At 58.9% G+C, this 19399-nt stretch carries 13 protein-coding genes and 2 pseudogenes; 14 read left to right on the forward strand and 1 reads right to left on the reverse strand.

Annotated elements, in window-relative coordinates:
• Positions 1-15: 15 nt before the first annotated feature.
• The gene (locus tag ACQ86N_RS03610; protein ID WP_431213988.1) at positions 16-1212 is read left to right on the forward strand and encodes a glycoside hydrolase family 76 protein; all 1197 of its coding nucleotides are present in this window, start codon (positions 16-18) and stop codon (positions 1210-1212) included.
• 297 nt (positions 1213-1509) lie between these two features.
• Here ACQ86N_RS03610 and ACQ86N_RS03615 read toward each other — a convergent pair whose 3' ends face one another.
• Entirely contained in the window at positions 1510-3297 is a 1788-nt protein-coding gene (locus ACQ86N_RS03615; protein ID WP_431213989.1) for a prolipoprotein diacylglyceryl transferase family protein, read from the reverse strand.
• Between the two features lie 520 nt (positions 3298-3817).
• Between ACQ86N_RS03615 and ACQ86N_RS03620 the strand changes: the two genes are divergently transcribed.
• From ACQ86N_RS03620 to ACQ86N_RS03680, 13 genes and pseudogenes are all read left to right on the forward strand, one after another.
• Positions 3818-5005 carry a RagB/SusD family nutrient uptake outer membrane protein gene (locus tag ACQ86N_RS03620; protein ID WP_431213990.1) on the forward strand — a complete coding sequence of 396 codons (1188 nt, stop codon included), beginning with the start codon at positions 3818-3820 and terminating at the stop codon, positions 5003-5005.
• Positions 4981-5396 (forward strand): annotated as a pseudogene (locus ACQ86N_RS03625) (RagB/SusD family nutrient uptake outer membrane protein). The gene ACQ86N_RS03620 and the pseudogene ACQ86N_RS03625 overlap by 25 nt, the downstream one beginning before the upstream one ends.
• A gap of 13 nt (positions 5397-5409) precedes the next feature.
• A complete protein-coding gene (locus ACQ86N_RS03630) occupies positions 5410-5832 on the forward strand; it encodes a DUF5004 domain-containing protein (protein ID WP_431213991.1) in 423 nt (140 codons plus the stop codon).
• 334 nt (positions 5833-6166) lie between these two features.
• Entirely contained in the window at positions 6167-6802 is a 636-nt protein-coding gene (locus ACQ86N_RS03635) for a DUF4961 domain-containing protein (protein ID WP_431217970.1), read from the forward strand.
• A gap of 16 nt (positions 6803-6818) precedes the next feature.
• Positions 6819-8060: a carboxypeptidase regulatory-like domain-containing protein gene (locus ACQ86N_RS03640; RefSeq protein WP_431213992.1), complete on the forward strand. Its 1242-nt coding sequence runs from the start codon at positions 6819-6821 to the stop codon at positions 8058-8060.
• A gap of 1212 nt (positions 8061-9272) precedes the next feature.
• On the forward strand, positions 9273-9989 hold the full coding sequence (locus ACQ86N_RS03645; protein WP_431213993.1) for a hypothetical protein: 717 nt from the start codon (positions 9273-9275) through the stop codon (positions 9987-9989).
• Positions 9990-9994: 5 nt separating this feature from the next.
• On the forward strand, positions 9995-11131 hold the full coding sequence (locus tag ACQ86N_RS03650) for a RagB/SusD family nutrient uptake outer membrane protein (protein ID WP_431213994.1): 1137 nt from the start codon (positions 9995-9997) through the stop codon (positions 11129-11131).
• On the forward strand, positions 11128-11727 hold the full coding sequence (locus tag ACQ86N_RS03655) for a RagB/SusD family nutrient uptake outer membrane protein (RefSeq protein WP_431217971.1): 600 nt from the start codon (positions 11128-11130) through the stop codon (positions 11725-11727). The genes ACQ86N_RS03650 and ACQ86N_RS03655 overlap by 4 nt, the downstream gene beginning before the upstream one ends.
• Positions 11728-11880: 153 nt before the next feature.
• Positions 11881-12891, forward strand: a pseudogene (locus ACQ86N_RS03660) (TonB-dependent receptor plug domain-containing protein); the annotation flags it as partial.
• A 115-nt stretch (positions 12892-13006) separates the two neighbouring features.
• Complete coding sequence (locus ACQ86N_RS03665; protein ID WP_431213995.1) at positions 13007-14788, forward strand: SusC/RagA family TonB-linked outer membrane protein; 1782 nt, start codon at positions 13007-13009, stop codon at positions 14786-14788.
• A 91-nt stretch (positions 14789-14879) separates the two neighbouring features.
• Positions 14880-16505: a GH92 family glycosyl hydrolase gene (locus tag ACQ86N_RS03670; RefSeq protein WP_431213996.1), complete on the forward strand. Its 1626-nt coding sequence runs from the start codon at positions 14880-14882 to the stop codon at positions 16503-16505.
• Positions 16469-17224, forward strand: coding sequence for a glycoside hydrolase domain-containing protein (locus ACQ86N_RS03675; RefSeq protein ID WP_431217972.1), 756 nt, complete (start codon positions 16469-16471; stop codon positions 17222-17224). The genes ACQ86N_RS03670 and ACQ86N_RS03675 overlap by 37 nt, the downstream gene beginning before the upstream one ends.
• Positions 17215-19377 (forward strand): GH92 family glycosyl hydrolase, encoded by a 2163-nt coding sequence (locus tag ACQ86N_RS03680; protein WP_431217973.1) that lies wholly within the window; start codon positions 17215-17217, stop codon positions 19375-19377. The genes ACQ86N_RS03675 and ACQ86N_RS03680 overlap by 10 nt, the downstream gene beginning before the upstream one ends.
• Positions 19378-19399 lie beyond the last annotated feature (22 nt).

Consider the following 19399-nt stretch of genomic DNA (forward strand, 5'->3'; position numbering starts at 1 on the left):
CTTAACTTCGCCTGCATGATAAGGCAATCTGTTCTCCTCCTCCTCTGTCTGACGCCGCGCGTGAACCAGCCCGCGCCGCGCGTGAACCAGCCCGCGTCCCACATGAACCAACCCACCCCCGGCGTGAACCAACTACGGGTAAACGGCGACGTTAGACCCGACTATAGCGCGCGGATCCAAAAGTTGTACCACGCCATCGAGACCCGATTAGCCGATAAGAAGACCGGCCTGTACATCGAGACCACCGACAACACCCACAACGAACACCCGCACTCCTATATGTGGCCGCTTTGCGCCTATATCCGGGCGGCCAACGAGATGGAGGCGGCGGAGACAAACCCGGCTCACCCAGCCAACCCGGCTCAACCCGCCAACCCGGCTCACCCCGCAAAGTCCTACATGGCTCCCGTCCTAACAGCCATCGACCAGTACTACAACGACGAACCACCAGCCCCCGGCTACGGCGCCTATGTGACGAAGGAAAAGAAAGATACCCGCTATTACGACGACAATCAGTGGATCGCCATCGCCGACCTCGACGCCTATAACCGCACGCACCAACAAAAATACCTCGACCAGGCCGAACTGATTGACCGGTTCATGATGACCGGCCTCGACACGGTCAGCGGCGGCGGATTCTACTGGAGGGAAGGGGATAAGTCGTCCAAGAATACCTGCTCCAACGGCCCCGGCATCCTCATCGCGCTTCAACTGTATAAGATCACGCACAAACAAGAATACCTGAACACGGCGCTGGCCGTCTACGCATGGACCAACAAATGGCTGGAGTCACCGGAGGGCGTTTACTATGACAATATCCGGACCCCTTCGCTGAAGATCAGCAAGGCGACCTATACCTACAATACCGGCACCATGCTGCAGGCTAACGTCCTGCTGTACGGGATAACGAAAGACGAGAAATACCTGACCGAAGCCAAACGCGTCGCCGCCGCGGGAAAACAACATTTTTTCAAAGACGGCCGCCTGCCGGGGAATTACTGGTTCAACGCCGTATTCCTCCGCGGATACGAGGCCCTCTATCGGGTGGACCACAACCGCGACTGGATCGACTTCTTCGTCCAGGACGCCGAAGCCGTCTGGAATACCCGCGACACAGCCACCGATATGGTCGGCCCCAAACCCGCCAAATCCCTAATCGACCAGGCGGCCATGATCGAGATCTACGCGCGGCTGGCGGCGATTAATTTGTGAACCGGCGGAACATGGCGGGACGTCTAGCGACGCTGGGCAACTGAGTCCGCCATAAATAAGGAAACCGGCACCCGTATCCCCCTCGGCCGGTAATGGTCCGGATCATATTCCCCATTGACACAATCGGCTACGCACGGATTATACCCATTGATATCATAGGTGATCAAAATCTCTCCCTTTGCGTTGATATACTCCGGATGGATCGCCGGCCCATAAAAGAATGGCGAATGCCCTCCCACCTTATCCGGTATCGTATACAACAACCGCCGCGGAGAAAATGGCCCTGTGATCTTGTCGCTAACGGCAAAAAGATCCGCGTTCCCTGGTCGCAGGCCACGCTGAACTCCGTGCTGATGAGCACATACCGGGCTCCCACCTTTGCCACATACGTCCCATTCGACGCGCCCGCGCCGATATCCGCCATATGAGCAACAGCCGTATCCCAGCCGCTGCCGTTCCAGAAACTCCAGGGTGCCCGCGGACGAGACCGCAGCAGCCGCGCCACCACGACCCGGCTCTCGATATACCCGCTCCTGATCCCCAGGTATAGACATAGTCCCCTTTTTCTTCGTTGTCAAAGCCAAGACCAAAGACCGCGCCGTTGAACCACGGCAAAGAATCATAACCCACAGGCGTCAGATCCGGCATCCGCAGCCGCGCCAGAAAATCGCTGCCGCCACTCGCAAAGCCGAGGCCGCCGCTGGCATTGACGATGTTGTTCGCATAGACATAGACGGTATCACCCACCTGCCATCCCCCGGTGGGCCAGAGCAAATGACTGTCCCGCGGGTCGTTGCGTAAAAAACCCGAAGGACCAGAACCCACGAGCGTGGAGGTCGCAGAAGGCCGCCAGTCGCCCAATGGCTGCAGCAGTGCACTATTACGGACCTGAAAAAGACAGCCGACCGTCCCGCGTGCTTTGTTATAATTGTCAATATAGCTGTCGCCCATCATCCACAATACCCGACGGTCAGAGAGCGGAATGGAGATGCAGCCGTCACTCGCGATCCATCCGGTGTCGCGCTGAAAAAACCGACTAATCATCGTGTCCCGACGGACGCCACTCTGGCTGCGGCCGTTGACTGGCAGTAAGACGAAGAACAAAGCGATCCATTTAACCCGGAGGAAAAGGAAGGTCCCGATAACCACCAACCCCACCGCAATCACCTGGGCCTGACTCACCCTCAACCCCCAAACCTCATACCTCGGCGTCACCCTGATCATCTCCACAAGGAATCGTTCGCACCCATTCATCACCGCATACAAGGCAAACAGCAACCCCGGCCTCACGATCCGCCGCCTCACCGCCCAAAGCACCCCAAACAACCCCAGACAAACCACCGCCTCATACAACGGCGTCGGCCAAACGCCATGCACCAACCGGGTACAATATCCACCGCTGCAACCCGGAATATACTCACCCTGCCTTACACTATTGTGCGGATAGCGCCAGGCCCAGGCCCAGTCCGGCAGCCAGCCCAGCCACGCAGGCCGCACGCGGAAATTCGCGATCCCCCAGTCCCCGTCCCCCGAAAAATGACAGCCCAGCCGGCCGACCGCATAGGCCAGCATCATCCCCGGGCTGCCGATATCGAGAGCCGTCAACAACCCAATGCCATGCCGCCTGTTGATATACAAAAAGGCCGCCGTCCCCGCGATCAGCGCCCCATAGAAATTGAATCCGTGCAGACCGATATGACCCGGATCCTCAAACATAGCAAACAACAAAGCCCCGAATAAACCGGCAACCCCGCAGCACAACAACAGCCCATCCATCAAGCCCAGCCGACGCCACCCGGGCCGGTACAGCACAACAACCAGCACAGCAACAGCCAAACCCACCCACCAGTCACCCTGTACTGACACTAAAAAATCTGCCGGACTTCCGACAAACTCCGCCCAATGGCGGAAACGATACGTCAACTTCGCCGCAGTCACGCCGGCCACGCCACCGACCATAACCCGCACGACCCAGGGCCACACCGCCACGGCAAAATTGATCCCCCGCCGGCGGTACTCCGAGCCAAAAGCCAAAAAAGCCCCGGCAAAAGCCAACACCAAAAACAATCCAAAGCTTGCAATCATGATACTATTTTGACATGGCGAATTTCAATGCTGTCAAAAAAATATGTAAAAAATTTTCACTAAAACGATTTATTTCTACTTTTAAATCGGCCGCCCGGGCATCCCAACCACCAGCAAAGGCAAGAGATCACCCCGGAAATGCCGCCAAAATTAACATCTAATTGCTTGAATATGAGAATGAAAAAACATCCTCTCCCATCCACGGGCAGCTTCCCCGGTGATATCCTCCCGGCCCGGCCGCCTTCCAACGCTAAAAGTTCTCTATCGTCCGGCTTTATGGTCGGGTCAGTCCGCCCGGACGCCGCACGAAAAAAATATTTTTCGCACAATTCCGGCCCAAAAACGCATACAATTCTAACATGCCTGGGTCTGATGGCTGCTATAATAATCACATCGACGGCCTGCCAGAAGACCGGTTTCCTCGACCAAACCGTAACGACCAGCCTCGACGAGACTTCGACTTTCACGGACAGCTCGAACGCCATGCAGTTCCTGAACAACATCTATTCAAACATTGGCTTTGCCAGCGATCCGAAAAAGATTCAACGCCATCGGCCAGATCTACGCGGCGGGGCTCGAGGCAGCCTGCGACGAGGCGGAAGGACCGGCCTCCCCCTCCAACTACGGCAATATCCAGTTTGCCACTGGCTCCGTCAACCCTACTGTCGTACCCTCCGACGCATGGAGCATCAGCTACTCGAATATACGCGCTGTCAACCAGTTCATCCGGCACTTAACTATCATCCCCTTCAACAAGGCCCTAAAGACGCAGGTGAAAGCCGAAGCCAGATTTCTCCGCGCCTGGTACTACGCCATGCTGCTCCAGCACTACGGCGGCGTGCCCCTGATCGGCGATACCGTATACGCAAGCGCCGACAATATCGACGTCAAACGCAGCGCCTACCGCAGCTGCGTCGATTATATCCTCTCCGAATGCGACTCGGCGGCGACGGTGCTCCCCGTGTCCTGGTCCGGCGCCCAGTACGGCCGGATCACAAAGGCCGCCTGTCTGGCGCTGAAGTCACGGGTACTGCTATTCGCCGCGAGCCCGCTGTTCAACAACGGCGGCCTGGCGGCCGGCAATTCCGGGCTCGATACCGTCGTCGCCTATCCGGACAAAGATCCTAACCGATGGCAGCTCGCCGCCGACGCCGCAAAGGCGGTGATCGCACTCGGGGCCTACAATCTCTACGTCGACTCGACCTCGCGTCCCAACCAACCGGGCTTTGGTTTTCAAAAACTATTCACCCAGCGCTATAACGCCGAATACATCCTCTGCCGGATGATGGGCGACAACAAATACCTCGAATCCCTCTGGGACGTCCCCTCCCGCGGCGGCAGCGGCGGGTCGTTCGCCTATCAGGACCTCGTCGACGCCTTCCCGATGAGCAACGGCCTCGACATCACCGACCCGGCCTCGGGCTATGACCCGAACCATCCCTATCAGAACAGGGACCCCCGGCTGGACTACACCGTTATCCACGACTCTACCTTCCGCGTGACCTTCGGTACGAACCAGCCCTCGCCCGTTGAACTGTATATCGACGCCAGCGTCAACCCTCCGGTGCCCTCCAGCGGCGACGCCGTCTACAAGGGGACGCCGACCGGATTGTATATCTTCAAGATGATGGACCCCAACGTCATCAACAACAGCCTGAGCACCACGCCGCGGGTCTTCCCCTCATCCGCTACGCGGAGGTCCTGCTGAACTTCGCCGAGGCCACCAACGAAGCGACGGGACCCACCTCTCAAGTATATCAGGCCGTAGAAGCCATCCGTCAGCGCGCAGGCCTAAGACCATACCAGCTGCCCGCAGGCCTCGACCAGACCGCGATGCGCGCCGTCATCCAGAAAGAGAGAGGCTCGAGCTGGCCTACGAAGGCTTCCGCTTCTTCGACGTCCGCCGCTGGATGATCGCCGAGCAGACCGACAACCAGACGATGCACGGCATGGAAGTCGACCGCGGCCCGGGCGCGACGGTCACCTACAAGACCTTCAACGTGCGCAAGCACAATTTTACCAAAGCAATGTATCTGTGGCCGCTGCCCCTCGCCGAGATCGCCAAGTCTCCCTCGCTGCTGCAGAATCCATTATACTAACTATTGTAACCATATGCAAAAGACATTTCTTCTCTCCGCCATCGCAGCTGTGCTGCTGCTGGCCTGTAAGCCCGAACGCCTGGTAGCGCCCGGCGAGCCCGTCAAGGCGCTCAGCGGCAGCTGGCAGATCATCAAAGCGACCCGCAACGGGGCCGACCTCACCAACCGGTTCGACTTCAGTAAATTTCGTATCAGGTTCACCGACAGCAGCTACTCCATCGATAGCCTGGTGCCGTTCATCGTGAGTAAGAGCGGCAAGTGGGCCTTCGACGACCCGACCTATCCGTTCCAGCTGAGCTTTACACCGACGGATAGCGGCAAAAAATCCTCGCCGCTGCTGTATCCTGTGTCTGCGGGCCAACGGAATATCATTATCACGTTCAGCCCGGGATGCAGCCTCAACTCCTATCAGTACACCCTCCAAAAAGCGAATTAATGAAACGAAATAAATTCTGGTCCTGGGCACGGAAGATCGGCGGAGCCTCCCTCCTGCTGGTCATCGCCGCCTGTAGCATGACCATCGACAGCGTGGTCCAGCCTTCCTCGGTCAACGGCGGCGACATTCTGCCCGTGACCCTCAACGTTACCATCACTACCAACACCACCCAGACCTCCAACTTCATGGTGGCGGTACTCGTTCCCAAAGTCTGGAACTCGTCGAAGAACGCCACCATCACCTTTACCAGCGATATCTCCTCGGGTGACCAGGGCATGACCCTGATACCCGCAGGTACCCCGCGCCACAGGGCGGAGGCCTCGACTGGCCGACACTGCTCGCCACCAGGCTCGGTAACGGAGGCAACCTTCTCCCGGACTACGAGTGGGTCGCCTTCTATTCCAACTCCAGCTATTCCGTCGCCGGCAACGCCACCATCCACGCGACCGTCAGCATAAAGATCAAAACCAGCCCGGACAATCTGAGTTTCAAGCTCGGCTACTGCGTCGCCAACAGCACCGACGGCCTCAGCGGCAGCGGCCGGTACGGATCCTTCTTCAGCAGCTGCTTTCAGGTCAACGGCACCGGCGACCTCATCGACTTCTGCAACCCGCAGCTGGCGAATATCGACCCGCGCACTTCGCTGGACAACGATATCATCACCCTAACCTTCGACGGGGGCGTTACGCCGACCCCGCTGGACAACGCCGCCAGCGTATATCTCTGCGTATCGGGCCTTACCGACACAGGCGACAGCCTCTCGGTCTGCGAACAGACCAACAGAACGAAGATGCGGTCCCTAGGCCTCAACAAATGGCAGATCGACCTCTGGCCGCGCAAACTGTTCAACCTGCCCGACAACAAACACCTCACGGGTCTCCGCTATTTCTTTACCGACGCTGCCGGCGGCAGCAGGGTCGGATATGGCGGCGGATCGCTGCCCTTCACCTACACCTTCAAATGCCAATAACACCAAAATGATTGCTATGTTCCATTTTAATCGATATACGGCCGGTACCCTTCTGCTGGTCCTGCTGTATATGCTGGCGCCACGCCAGCTATCAGCCCAGACGCCGCTTCGCGGCACAGTCGTGGATGACTATGGCTATCCGGTGCAGGCCGCGGTCGTCCGCGTCAGGGGCACGCAAACGACAACGATCACCGCAAAGGACGGCAGTTTCCAACTCAACACATCAAAACCAGCCGTCCTCGTCATAGAAAAGCCCGGCTTCAATACCGCCGAGGTCAAAGCAACACAGGGGCGCGCACTGATCGTGCGAATGCCGCAGTCCTATATACAACTCCCCGCCGAGCCGCGCACCATCGGCGATACGATCCTGGTCCCGAATACGCCTGCCTCCACGCTGAACGTCCTCTACGGCCAGACGAATCAAAAGTCCTTCCTCGGGTCGATCGCCACCGCGGGCTCCAGCCAGCTGAGCTCCACGCCGGCCCCCGGCTACCTGTATGCGCTGCCCGGCCGTCTCGCCGGTCTCAACGTCATGCAGACCAGCGGCCTCTATTCGCCGCCATCCAGCTCGCTGACCAGCGTAGACATCTTTGTCGGTAATATCCCCAACAATACCAGTGGCGCGGGCCCCACGGACAATACGGAGTTCAGCGTCCAGCTGCGGGGGCACAACGCCAGCGCCGGTCAGTCTCCGATAGCGGTCGTCGACGGCGTACAGCGCGAATGGTATTCGCTCGATCCCGAAAGCATCGAGTCGGTGAGCGTCCTCAAGGACGCCCTGTCGACTATGCTGCTCGGCCAGAACAGCGCCCGGGGCGCCCTGATCGTAACGACAAAGCAGCCCGTCACCGGTCCGCCAAGGGTCTCCTTCACCGCCGAGACAGGAGTCCAGACGCCCATCAACATGCCCACTCCGCTGCCGGCCTACCAGTACGCCTACCTGCTGAACGAAGCCCTGCTCAATGACGGCAAGGCCCCGGCCTATACCGCCGCGGACTTCAACGCACTGGCGCAACCATACCGACCCCATCGGCCACCCCGACGTCAACTGGTACAAGACGATCCTTCGCGACAACGCGAGGCTCACGCGCTACAACCTCAACGTCACCGGCGGCGGCGCCGCGGCCCGCTATCTGGTTTCATTGAACTATATGAACCAGGAGGGACTCTTCGTCACCTCCGACGCGAACTCCTACAATACCAACGCCGGTATCAAAAGATATACGGTCAACTCCAAGGTCGACATCGACGTCAATAAAGACTTCTCCATCGGCCTCCAGATCTTCGGCCGCCTGCAGGACGGAAATCAGCCCGGGACAGGCACGCAGACGATCCTGCAAAATCTGCTCACCACGCCGAACAATGCATATCCCGTTAGTAACCCCGACGGATCCTACGGCGGCACCAACAACTATACCCAGAACCTGCTCGCCCAGACCATCAACTCGGGCTATCTGGCCGACCACCTGCACGACGTCATGGCCAACCTCGACCTGCGCTATAAATTCGACAAATGGGTGAAGGGATGGTGGGCGCGTGCTGCGGGAAATATATCGGTACAGGAAGCCAGCCTGCTGAACAGAAGCAAACAGTCGCCGGTATTCAGCCAGGCTATCTCGGCCGGAGGCGACACCAGCTATCACCGCTACGGAAACACCGTCAACCAGAGCAATTCGTTTACCAACACGGACTGGGCCCGCTACCGCTATGTACAGCTGTCTACGGGCTATGACCGTAATTTCGGTGAGCACGCGGTGAGCGCCATGCTCTTCTTCGACCAGAAGAACGTCCTGCTCAACTACGATATCCCGTCGCAGATGACGAATTTCGCGGGTAAGGCAGCCTATAACTACAGGGAGAAATACTTCGTTGAAGGCGCGGCCAATTACAGCGGGTACAACCGGTACGCGCCCGGTCACCAGTACGGACTCTTCTACGCGGGCGGTCTCGGCTGGAATCTGGCTAAAGAGAACTTCCTGAAAGGTCAGTCCAAATGGCTGGACAATTTAAAGCTACGCGTCACCTACGGCCGCACCGGCAACGCCAACGTCGACTACTACGGCTATTATATCTGGCGTCAGCATTTCTCCGCGGTAGCGGGTACCTATCCCATCGGCAGCAACTATCCCAATGGCGGAGGTCTCGCCGAGCAGGGCAACCCCGGGAGCCAGGTGCTGGCCAATGTCAATGCCACCTGGGAACGCGCCGACAAACTCGACGCCGGCCTCGACGTCGCCGTCTTACACAACCACCTGCAGCTGACGGCCGACTACTATCACGAAAGATATTTCGACGTCATGCAGACCCGGGCCGCAGCATCGCGCTCATCGGTAGCGGATATCCCGTAGAGAATATCGGCATAGATCTCTATCAGGGCGGCGAGCTGACGCTGACCTGGCAGGACCATATCGGCGACCTCAACTATTTCTTCACCGCCAACGGATCGGTCCAGCAGTCGAAGGTCCTGTTTATGGACGAGCAGTACCAGGCCTATTCCTGGAACGTCCATACGGGCCATCCCGTAGGGCAGCGCTACGGACTCATCGCAGACGGGATCTTCCAGACGGCCGCGGACGCGACCGCCGCGGCGACGATCGCGGGCTATGCGCCCCATGCGGGAGATATCAAATACAAGGACCTCAACCACGACGGGGTCATCGACCAGTTCGACGTCGCGCCCATCGGCAAACAGCGTCCGGTCATCTGGTACGGACTGACGGGCGGGCTTAGCTATAAAGGCCTCGAGCTCAGCGTGCTCCTGCAGGGCGTCGCCGACCGGGACGAATACGTGAACAATTCGTATCTGGACGCCGGGTTCCAGGGCCAGAACAACGGCTACTCGCAGGCCTATATCCAGTCGCTCAACCGATGGATACCCGAGGTCTCCACGACAGCGAGCTACCCGAGGCTGACTGCCGGCGGCAACGGCTACAACTATTCGCCGCTGTTCACGTCGAGCAGCTTCTGGCTGCGGGACGGCAGCTATATCCGCGTCAAGAACGTCAGCGTCGCGTACAATCTTCCCTACGACTGGATCAGGAGACTGAAATTAAGAGGCATCCGCGTCTTCGCCAACGCGCAGAACCTCTTCACGCACGCGGGTTACAGAGGCGTCGACCCCGAAGTCGCCATGCCCGCCTATCCGCTGCAAAAAGTCATCAACACCGGCGTCACCGTCAAACTCTAACGATCATGAAAAAATTGCTGTATATACTTTTAGTCCTGACAGCGGCCGCCTGTCAAAAATCTTATGAAAGCGTGCCGCTCGGCCAGCAGCAGACGCTGGACCTGGCCTTCGATACCCGTGACTCGCTGGGCAAGCAGGCGATGGCCTATCTGCTGACCACCTACCAGCAGTGCACCTACAACGGGCACAACCGCATCAGCGGCGCCTATCTCGATGCCGCCTCCGACGACGCGGTATCCTCCGCCCCGGGCATACCGGCGGTGCAGTCCATCGCCACCGGCGCCTATTCTGCGGCCTCACCCAACAACGACGACCTCTGGGCGCGCAACTACACCGCCATCCGAAACGCCACGGTCTTTATCGTTTATATCAACCGGGTGCCACTCCTCGAAAAGCTGCCCAACGGCTACCCCGCCCGGTCAGCCTACCGCAGCGAAGCCCGCTGGCTCCGCGCCCTGCTGTACTTTCAGCTGCTGAAACGCTATGGCGGCGTCCCGCTGCTCGGCGATACCATCCGACAGATCACGGACAACGTACAGCTGCCGAGAAATAGTTTTGGAGACTGCGTCAACTATATCGTCAGCGAATGCGACAATATCAAAGACAGCCTGCGCACCGCCCCGATGGTCAACCCGACCACCTATGGCCGCATCACACAGGGCGCGGCGATGGCGCTGAAGGCCGACGTGCTGCTGTACGCGGCGAGCCCGCTGTTCAACGGCGGCAATATCGACCCCAGCAACCCGCTGACCGGCTATACCAGCTATGACGCCAACCGCTGGAAGCTCGCCGCCGACGCCGCAAAGGCTATTATCGACAAGGGCGATTACCAGCTGATGAAATCTTTTAACGACGTCTTTGTCACGCAGGCGGCGCCCGTCGGCACCAACACCGAGACCATCGCCTGGATGCAGCTGGGCAGCCCCGCCAACAGCGTCGAGTCGGCCAACGCCCCCGTAGGCTTTACCTCGCAGGGCGGCAACGGCGCAACCAGCCCCACGGAAAACTTAGTCGACGCCTTCCCTTCCGATTCGGGATACGCGATCACCAACCCGCAGGCCCATTTCAACCCCAACGACCCCTGGTCGCACCGGGACCCCGTCTCAGTCTCACCGTCTTTCACAACGGTTCGCTCTGGCTGAACAGAAGCGTACAGACCTTCGACGGCGGACTCGACAAACCAGGCGGCAGCGTACAACAGACGAAAACGTCCTACTATATGCGCAAATTTATGGGCGCCTTCGAGAGCGTGAGCAGCAACCCGCCCTCGTATTCCGGGACCTTCCACGACTGGATCTACTACCGCTATGCGGGTGTTCTGCTCAACTACGCCGAGGCTACCAACGAGACGGCGGGACCCACCACCGATGTCTACAACGTGTTATACGCCCTTCGCAAGCGGGCGGGTATCCTGACGGGCCCCGACAATACCTACGGGGTACCACAGGCCATGACCCAGGCGGATATGCGCGAATTCATCCACAACGAACGCCGGATCGAAATGGCCTTCGAAGAACAGCGCTACTGGGATATCCGGCGCTGGAAGACCGCGGCGACAGTCTATAATGCCGCACCCCTCCAGGGCCTCGACCTCCAGCTGTCCAGCGGGGGCCAGCTGTTCTACAATCCGATACCCGTGCTGACGACTAAGTTCCGCGACCCGCAGATGTACCTCTATCCCATTCCTTATTCGGAGGTCATCAAGAACGGTCAGATGAAACAAAACCCCCAATGGTAGAATCACGCCAAACTATTTTATATGAATAAGCTTTTTATATTTTTATTAATCCTGCTGCTTCCGGGTCTGGCTCACAGCCAGACGGGCGGCCAGCAAAAGGTCATCACGGGCGCGGTGAAGGACGCCAACGGCCCGCTGGCCGGCGCCACGGTCATGGAGAAGGCGCAGCCCAGGAATCAGGTCGCGGCGGACGAACACGGAAAATTCCGGATCGTCCTGCACACCAGCACCATCGTCATTACCTATACCAACTACCAGCGGCAGGAGGTCACCGTCAAAAAGTCGGGCGAAATACAGGTCGTGATGGAACGCTCGAGCCAGGGCCTCGAAGAGACCGTCGTCGTCGGCTTTGGGCGTAAGAAGAGGATCACCAACACGGGCGCCGTCAGCAGCATCAACGCCGACGAGATCCGCGACGTTCCGACCTCCAGCGTCCAGAACGCACTCGCGGGCAAACTGCCGGGCTTCTTTACCCAGCAGCGCTCGGGTCAGCCGGGTCACGACGCTTCCGACTATTTCATCCGCGGCGTCAGCTCGCTGAATCCCGACGGCAACCGCCCCCTCATCGTAGTCGACGATATCGAATATACCTACGAACAGCTGGCACAGATCAACGTCAACGAGATCGAGAGCATCTCCATCCTGAAGGACGCCAGCACCACCGCGATCTATGGTATCAAGGGAGCGAACGGCGTTCTCGTCGTCACCACCCGCCGCGGCGCCGCGGGCAAGCCGAAATTCGACGTGAGACTCGAAGGCGGCGGCCGGGCTCCGGTCCGCACCCCGAAATTCCTCGACGCTTACCGTACCGCGACACTCGTCAACGAGGCCTATACCAACGACGGCCTCAACCCGCTGTTCTCGCAGGCGGACCTCAACGCCTTCAAGGCCAACAATGACCCCTATGGGCATCCCAACGTCAACTGGTACAAGGAGATCATGCGCCCCTATTCGCTGCAGGCGAACACCAACCTCGATATCTCCGGCGGGACGTCCAACGTAAAATATTTTATCAGCGGCGGCGCCTTCACCCAGAACGGTTCCATCCGGAATTTCTCCACCAATTCGGACGGCGTCAACAGCAACTATTTCTACAAAAGATACAATGTCCGGTCCAACCTCGACATCCAGGCCACCAGAAACCTCAGCCTGCGGCTGGACGCCACCGTTCGTATCGGCGATATCAACCAGCCCTACGGGTTGAACGCCATCGGAAGTATCTACGACTTCACCAAGATACACCCCTATTCAGCGCCCTTTATCAATCCCAACGGCAGCTATGCCTACGCCTTCGACACGCAGAACCAGCTTGCCGACCATCAACGCCTCGCTGGCGACGCAGGGCTATACCCGCAACCGCCGCACGGACTTCAACGTCCTGATGGGTTTTACCGAGAAGCTCGACGATATCACCCGCGGTCTCTCGCTGATCGGCCGCGTCGCCTATGCCAGCGTCGAACAGAATACGCTCACCCTGTTCCGCGGTTTCCCGCCGACCTATCACTATGACCCGAGAGATCTCAGCTATCACCTGAATACCGGCGTCAGCAGTGGCGGCTATACCTATGGCACGTACCGGACCCTGGGCAATACGGACCTCGACAACCAGCGGACCAATATACAGATCTATCTCAACTACGACCGGATGTTCGGCGCCGACCACCACGTCTCTTCGCTGCTGCTGTGGAATCAGGAGAGCTATCGCGTCGACGAGGACGCGACGGGCATCTTCCCGATCAGCGGCCAGGCGCCACAGAAATATCGCGGCTATTCGCTGAAATTGGGCTATGACTACAAGCAGAAATACCTGATCGATTTCAATGGCGCGCTGAATGGCTCGGACAGATTTCAGGCGGATAAAAGGAACGGCTTCTTCCCTGCCGTCGGCGTGGGCTGGAACGTCTCGCGCGAAGACTTCTTCAGCAAGCGCCTGCCCTCCGTCAATCTGCTGAAACTTCGGGCGACCTATGGCGTGGTGGGTTCGGACGTCGCTCCCGGCAACCAGTACCTCTACAACCAGGTCTATATCCAGGGCGCGAATCCCTATAGCTTCGGCCAGACCAACCAGACCGCCGGCGTCATTTCCGAGGGCGCGCTGGGCAACTATAATGTCACCTGGGAGAAAGCAAAGAAATGGGATGCCGGTCTCGACCTCAATCTGTTCAATGACAAGATATCCCTCTCGGCCGACTATTTCCACGAATACCGCTATGACCAGCTCGTAACGCCGGGCAACACCCCGCTGATCCTCGGCATCGGCGTGTCTCCGTCGAACGTGGGCATCACCGTCAACCGCGGATGGGAAGAGACGATCACCTACCAGGACAAGATCGGGGCGGTGCAGTACAGCATCGGCCTCGTCTGGTCGTACGCGAAGAACAAGATCTTGTATATGGCGGAGGCTGCTCCGCGCTTCCCATGGCTGGCAAAAACGGGCCATTCCATCAACCAGCCCCAGGGCTATAAATTCGCCGGCTTCTACAGCGCCGCGGACGTAGCGGATACCAAGGTGGCAAAGCCGGTAGGTGGAATCGCCATCCAGCCCGGAGACCTGAAGTACAAGGATCTCAACGGCGACGGGATCATCGACCAGAACGATATTACGAATATCGGGAAGCCCAACCTGCCCAACACGACCATCGGCATGCCGATCAAAGTCCGGTACAAGGGTTTCGACGCGAGCGTACTCTTTCAGGGCGCATTTGGCTATAGCCTCGGTCTGACGGGGACCGCCATCGAACCCTTCAAAGGACAGTTTCAGCCGCTGCACGAGCTGCGATGGACGCCTGCTACGGCTGCAAGCGCCGAGTTCCCGCGTCTGACCTCCAACCCATCCACGATCAACAGCCCGGGCTCGTACAACTCCGACTTCTGGGTGATCAACGCCCACTATATCCGCCTGAAAACCGTCGAGCTCAGCTATATCCTCCCGCGGAAATGGCTGCCGCTAAAGATCAACAACGGCCGCATCTACCTGAGCGCCTACAACCTGCTCACGTGGAGCAACGTCAGCAAAAAATACCAGTCCGACCCCGAAGCTGGCCAGCAATTCTGCCGGTGATGCTTACCTGACACAGCGCGTGCTCAACCTCGGATTGCAGCTGGGCTTATAGAATGAACAAGTTATGACGATACAACTGAAAATGTCTTTCATGCCGATCTGTTCCCTTTTACTAACGACCTTATCCTCTCCGGGGCAGCCGCCGGGGCACGCCGCGGGACCGGCGGACTTTGTCAACCCCTTTATCGGCGCCAGTACCAGCGTCGCCAAGGCGGGTGCCAGTCACGGCCTGGGAAAGACCTTCCCCGGAGCGGCCACGCCCTTCGGCATGGTGCAGGTCAGCCCCAACACGATCACGGGCGGCGATAACGGATCGGGATACAGCTATGAACACGAGTCGATCGAAGGCTTTGCCTTTACACAGTTGAGCGGTATCGGCTGGTACGGCGACCTGGGAAATTTTCTCGTGATGCCGACCACGGGGCCGCTGAAGACCGTCGCGGGCAAGCTGGGACATGAAGACGACGGCTACCGGTCCGTCTATGACAAGCAGACCGAAAAGGCGAGCCCTGGCTATTACACCGCGACGCTCTCCAAATACCACGTGAAGACCGAGGCGACGGCCGCGCCGCATAGCGGGATGCTGCGATTTACGTTCCCGGCGGGTCATACGTCCCGTATCCAGATCGATCTGGCGCGCAGGGTAGGAGGGACTTCGACCCTGCAGTCCGTCCATGTCGTCGACGACCACAGCATCGAGGGTTATATGCAGTGCGAACCAGGGGGCGGAGGATGGGGCAACGGCGAAGGACACGCCAGCTATACCGTCTATTTTTATGCGCAGTTCAGCAAACCCCTTAAGGACTGGGGCGTCTGGAGCGCGGACATCCCGGACGAATGGTCGCGTAAAAGAGAAGACGTGGAGAGCGATCGGTACCAGCAGCGGGTGGCCGCGGCGACCGTCACGCGCCGGCCGTCGAAAATGACAGGGAAGCATCTGGGATTTTTTACGGAGTTTGCCACCGCGGCCGGCGAGCAGGTGCTGATGAAGGCCGGTATCTCTTTTACAGACATTGAACACGCCCGTCTGAATCTACAAAGCGAGATCACGGGCTGGGACTTCGACGCGGTGCGCCGCGATGCGCATTCCCGCTGGAACGAAGCGCTCGGCAAGGTACAGGTCGAAGGCGGAACCACGGACGAGAAGACGATCTTTTATACCGCGCTGTATCACACGATGATTGACCCGCGTGGCGTATCGGACGTGGACGGTAGTTATAAGGGAGGAGACGGTAAGATACATAAGGGCCCGGGCGTCCGCCGCACCGTCTTCAGCGGCTGGGACGTATTCCGCAGCCAGATGCCGCTGCAGACGATCATCAATCCGGCCGTAGTAGACGAGCAGCTGCGCTCGCTGACCGAACTCGCGGACGAGACCGGCCGGCACTATTTCGAACGGTGGGAGCTGCTCAATGCGTATACAGGTTGTATGATCGGTAACCCCGCCGTCTCCGTGCTGGCCGACGCCTACGCCAAGGGCATCCGCGGCTATGATATTCAGAAGGCCTACGAGTACGCGCGCAATTCCTGCGAGCGCTTTGGCAACGGCGACCGTGGCTGGAGCGATATCTGCGAGCCAGAGGACCACCGGCGCAATTCCTATGGCAATTCCCCTTCGTCATCTCCAACACGCTCGAGAATGCCTATTCCGAATGGTGTCTCTCGCGTCTTGCGGGCTGGCTGGGGAAGAACGAGGACCAGGAAAAATATGCCCTGAGAGCGGCGAGTTATAAAAATATTTTCGACCCAACCCACCGCTGGTTCCGGCCAAAAAAGGAAGACGGCACCTGGGAAGACTGGCCTTCGGAAGGCCGGCTGAGACAGTTCTACGGCACCGTCGAAAGCAACCCCTACCAGCAGGGCTGGTTCGTACCGCACGATATACCCGGCATGGTCCGGCTGATGGGCGGACGGGACAGCGTGATCGCGGACCTGCTGCGTTTCTTCCAGGGAGCACCCGCCTCCATGCTGTGGAACGATTATTATAACCACGCCAACGAACCGGTACACCACGTGCCTTTTCTCTTCAACCGCCTGGGCGTTCCCTGGCTCACCCAGGAATGGACGCGCCGGATCTGCCAGCGCGCCTATCACAACAGTGTGGAAGGGCTGGTCGGCAACGAGGACGTGGGCCAGATGTCGGCCTGGTATGTGCTGGCGGCCGCGGGGCTGCATCCCGTATGTCCGGGCGATACGCGGTATGAGATCACGAGTCCTGTTTTTAGCAGGATCGAAATCGCCCTGGACCCGCACTATTATAAAGGGAAGCGGCTGACCATTGTCACGCACAACAACTCTCCGGAGAACGTATACATCCAGAGCGCCCGCTGGAACGGGCAGCCCTGGGCCAACTGCTGGCTTGACCATGCCGACCTCGCCGCGGGCGGCGTCCTCGAACTCGAGATGGGGCCGAAGCCCAACAAGGCCTGGGGGTAGAGCAGGACCTCGTCCACTATGCCAACACCCTGCAGGGCACGGCCAGCGATTTTGGTCTTAGTTACGGCAATACCTATCCGACGACGGCTCTTCCTTTCGCCATGAACGCCTGGAGCCCCCAGACCGGCCCCAACGGGGAAGGCTGGAAATACCAGTACAGCGCCCCGACTATCCGGGGTTTTGGACAGACGCACCAGTGCAGCCCCTGGGTCAGCGACTACGCGGTCTTTAGCCTGATGCCCGTGACCGGCCGGCTCGTCACGGACCAGAATGCCCGCGCTACGGGTTTTCATCATTCGAGGGAGACGGGCAACCCCGACTACTATACCGTGACCCTCGACGATTCTATAAAAGTCGAGATGACCCCGACAGAAAGAGGGGCGCATATGCGGTTTTCGTATCCACGCGGCGCCGATGGCTGGCTCGTGCTGGACGGGTATATCAGGAATCATAGCATGAATATCGACTCCGCTCACAGGAGGGTTGCCGGCTGGGTCGACAACGCGCGCTGGGCACCACAAGGCTTTCGCAACTATTTTGTGATGGAGTTCGACCAGCCTTTCGCCGGGGCCGGCGTCTGGGACGGGGGCGCGTGGCTAAGATTTCCCGGAGGCTGCGTGGTACAGGTAAAGATCGCCTCTTCCTATATCAGCCCCGAACAGGCTTCGCTGACACTGGACCGTGAGCTGGGTGGTTTCGCGGGTTTCGACCAGACCAGGTCCGAAGCACACCGTGTCTGGAACGAACTATTTAACCGCGTCCTCGTCGAGGGCGGCACCGAAGAACAGCGGGCTACTTTTTACTCCTGTCTGTTCCGCGCGAATTTATTCTCTCATCAGTTCTTCGAATACGGCCGCGACGGCAAACCGTACTATTATAGTCCCTATGACGGCAAGATCCACGACGGATATATGTATACGGACAATGGTTTCTGGGACACATTCCGGTCTCAGTTCCCGCTGAATACGATCCTGCATCCCACGATGGAGGGCCGCTATATGCAGGCGCTGCTGGCGGCACAGCAACAGTGCGGCTGGCTCCCGGCCTGGTCGTTCCCGAGCGAGACGGGCGGCATGCTGGGCAATCATGCCATTTCTTTGCTGACGGACGCCTGGGTCAAGGGAATCAGGACCTTTAGTCCCGACTCCGCGCTGAAAGCCTATCTGCACGAGGCCACCAATAAAGGGCCCTGGGGCGGAGCCAACGGCCGGCAGGGCTGGAAGGACTACTACGAACTGGGCTATGTGTCATATCCCGCCAGCCAGGGCTCGACGGCGCAGACGCTGGAATATGCATACGACGACTTCTGCGGCTATCAGCTGGCGACGGCGACCGGCCGGCCCTTTTATGCGGGCGTCTTTGGCAAGCAGATGTATAATTACAGGAATGTCTATGATTCTGCCACCGGATTTATGCGCGGTCGCGGCGCCGACGGCCGCTGGACTTCGAATTTCGATCCCCTCGACTGGGGCGGGCCCTACACCGAGGGCAACGCCTGGCACTATACCTGGTCGGTCTTTCAGGACGTGCAGGGGCTGATCAATATCATGGGCGGCGAGAAGAAATTTGTCATGAAAATGGACAGCGTGTTTACCGTGCCTTCAACGATAAAGGTCGGCACCTATGGCACGGTCATCCACGAGATGAAGGAAATGCAGCTGGCGAATATGGGTCAGTATGCCCACGGCAACCAGCCCATCCAGCATATGATCTATCTCTACGACTACGCGCGCCAGCCCTGGAAGGCCCAGCAGCACGTTCGCGACGTGATGGAGCGGCTCTATAATGCCGGCGAGAAAGGCTTTCCGGGCGACGAGGACCAGGGCGGAATGTCCTCCTGGTATGTCCTCAGCGCGCTGGGCATCTATTCTGTTACTCCCGGCACCGACCAGTGGGTCATCGGCAGCCCGGTGTTCCCGAAGGTGACGATATCGCTGGACAACGGCAGGCGATTTACCATCGAGGCCGCGGGCAATAACAAACAAAACGTCTATATACGCCGGGCGACGCTCAACGGCGTCCCCTATACGCACAATTTTATCCGGCACCAAGACATCCTCCGCGGCGGCCTGCTTCGCTTCGAAATGAGCGACACCCCCGCCTACGACAGGGGCATTCAGGATTCCGATAAACCATTCTCTTTAACAAAATAATGATGGGTATTTTCAAATGGAT

The sequence above is a fragment of the Puia sp. P3 genome, from assembly GCF_050632245.1.
Lineage (GTDB): Bacteria > Bacteroidota > Bacteroidia > Chitinophagales > Chitinophagaceae > Puia.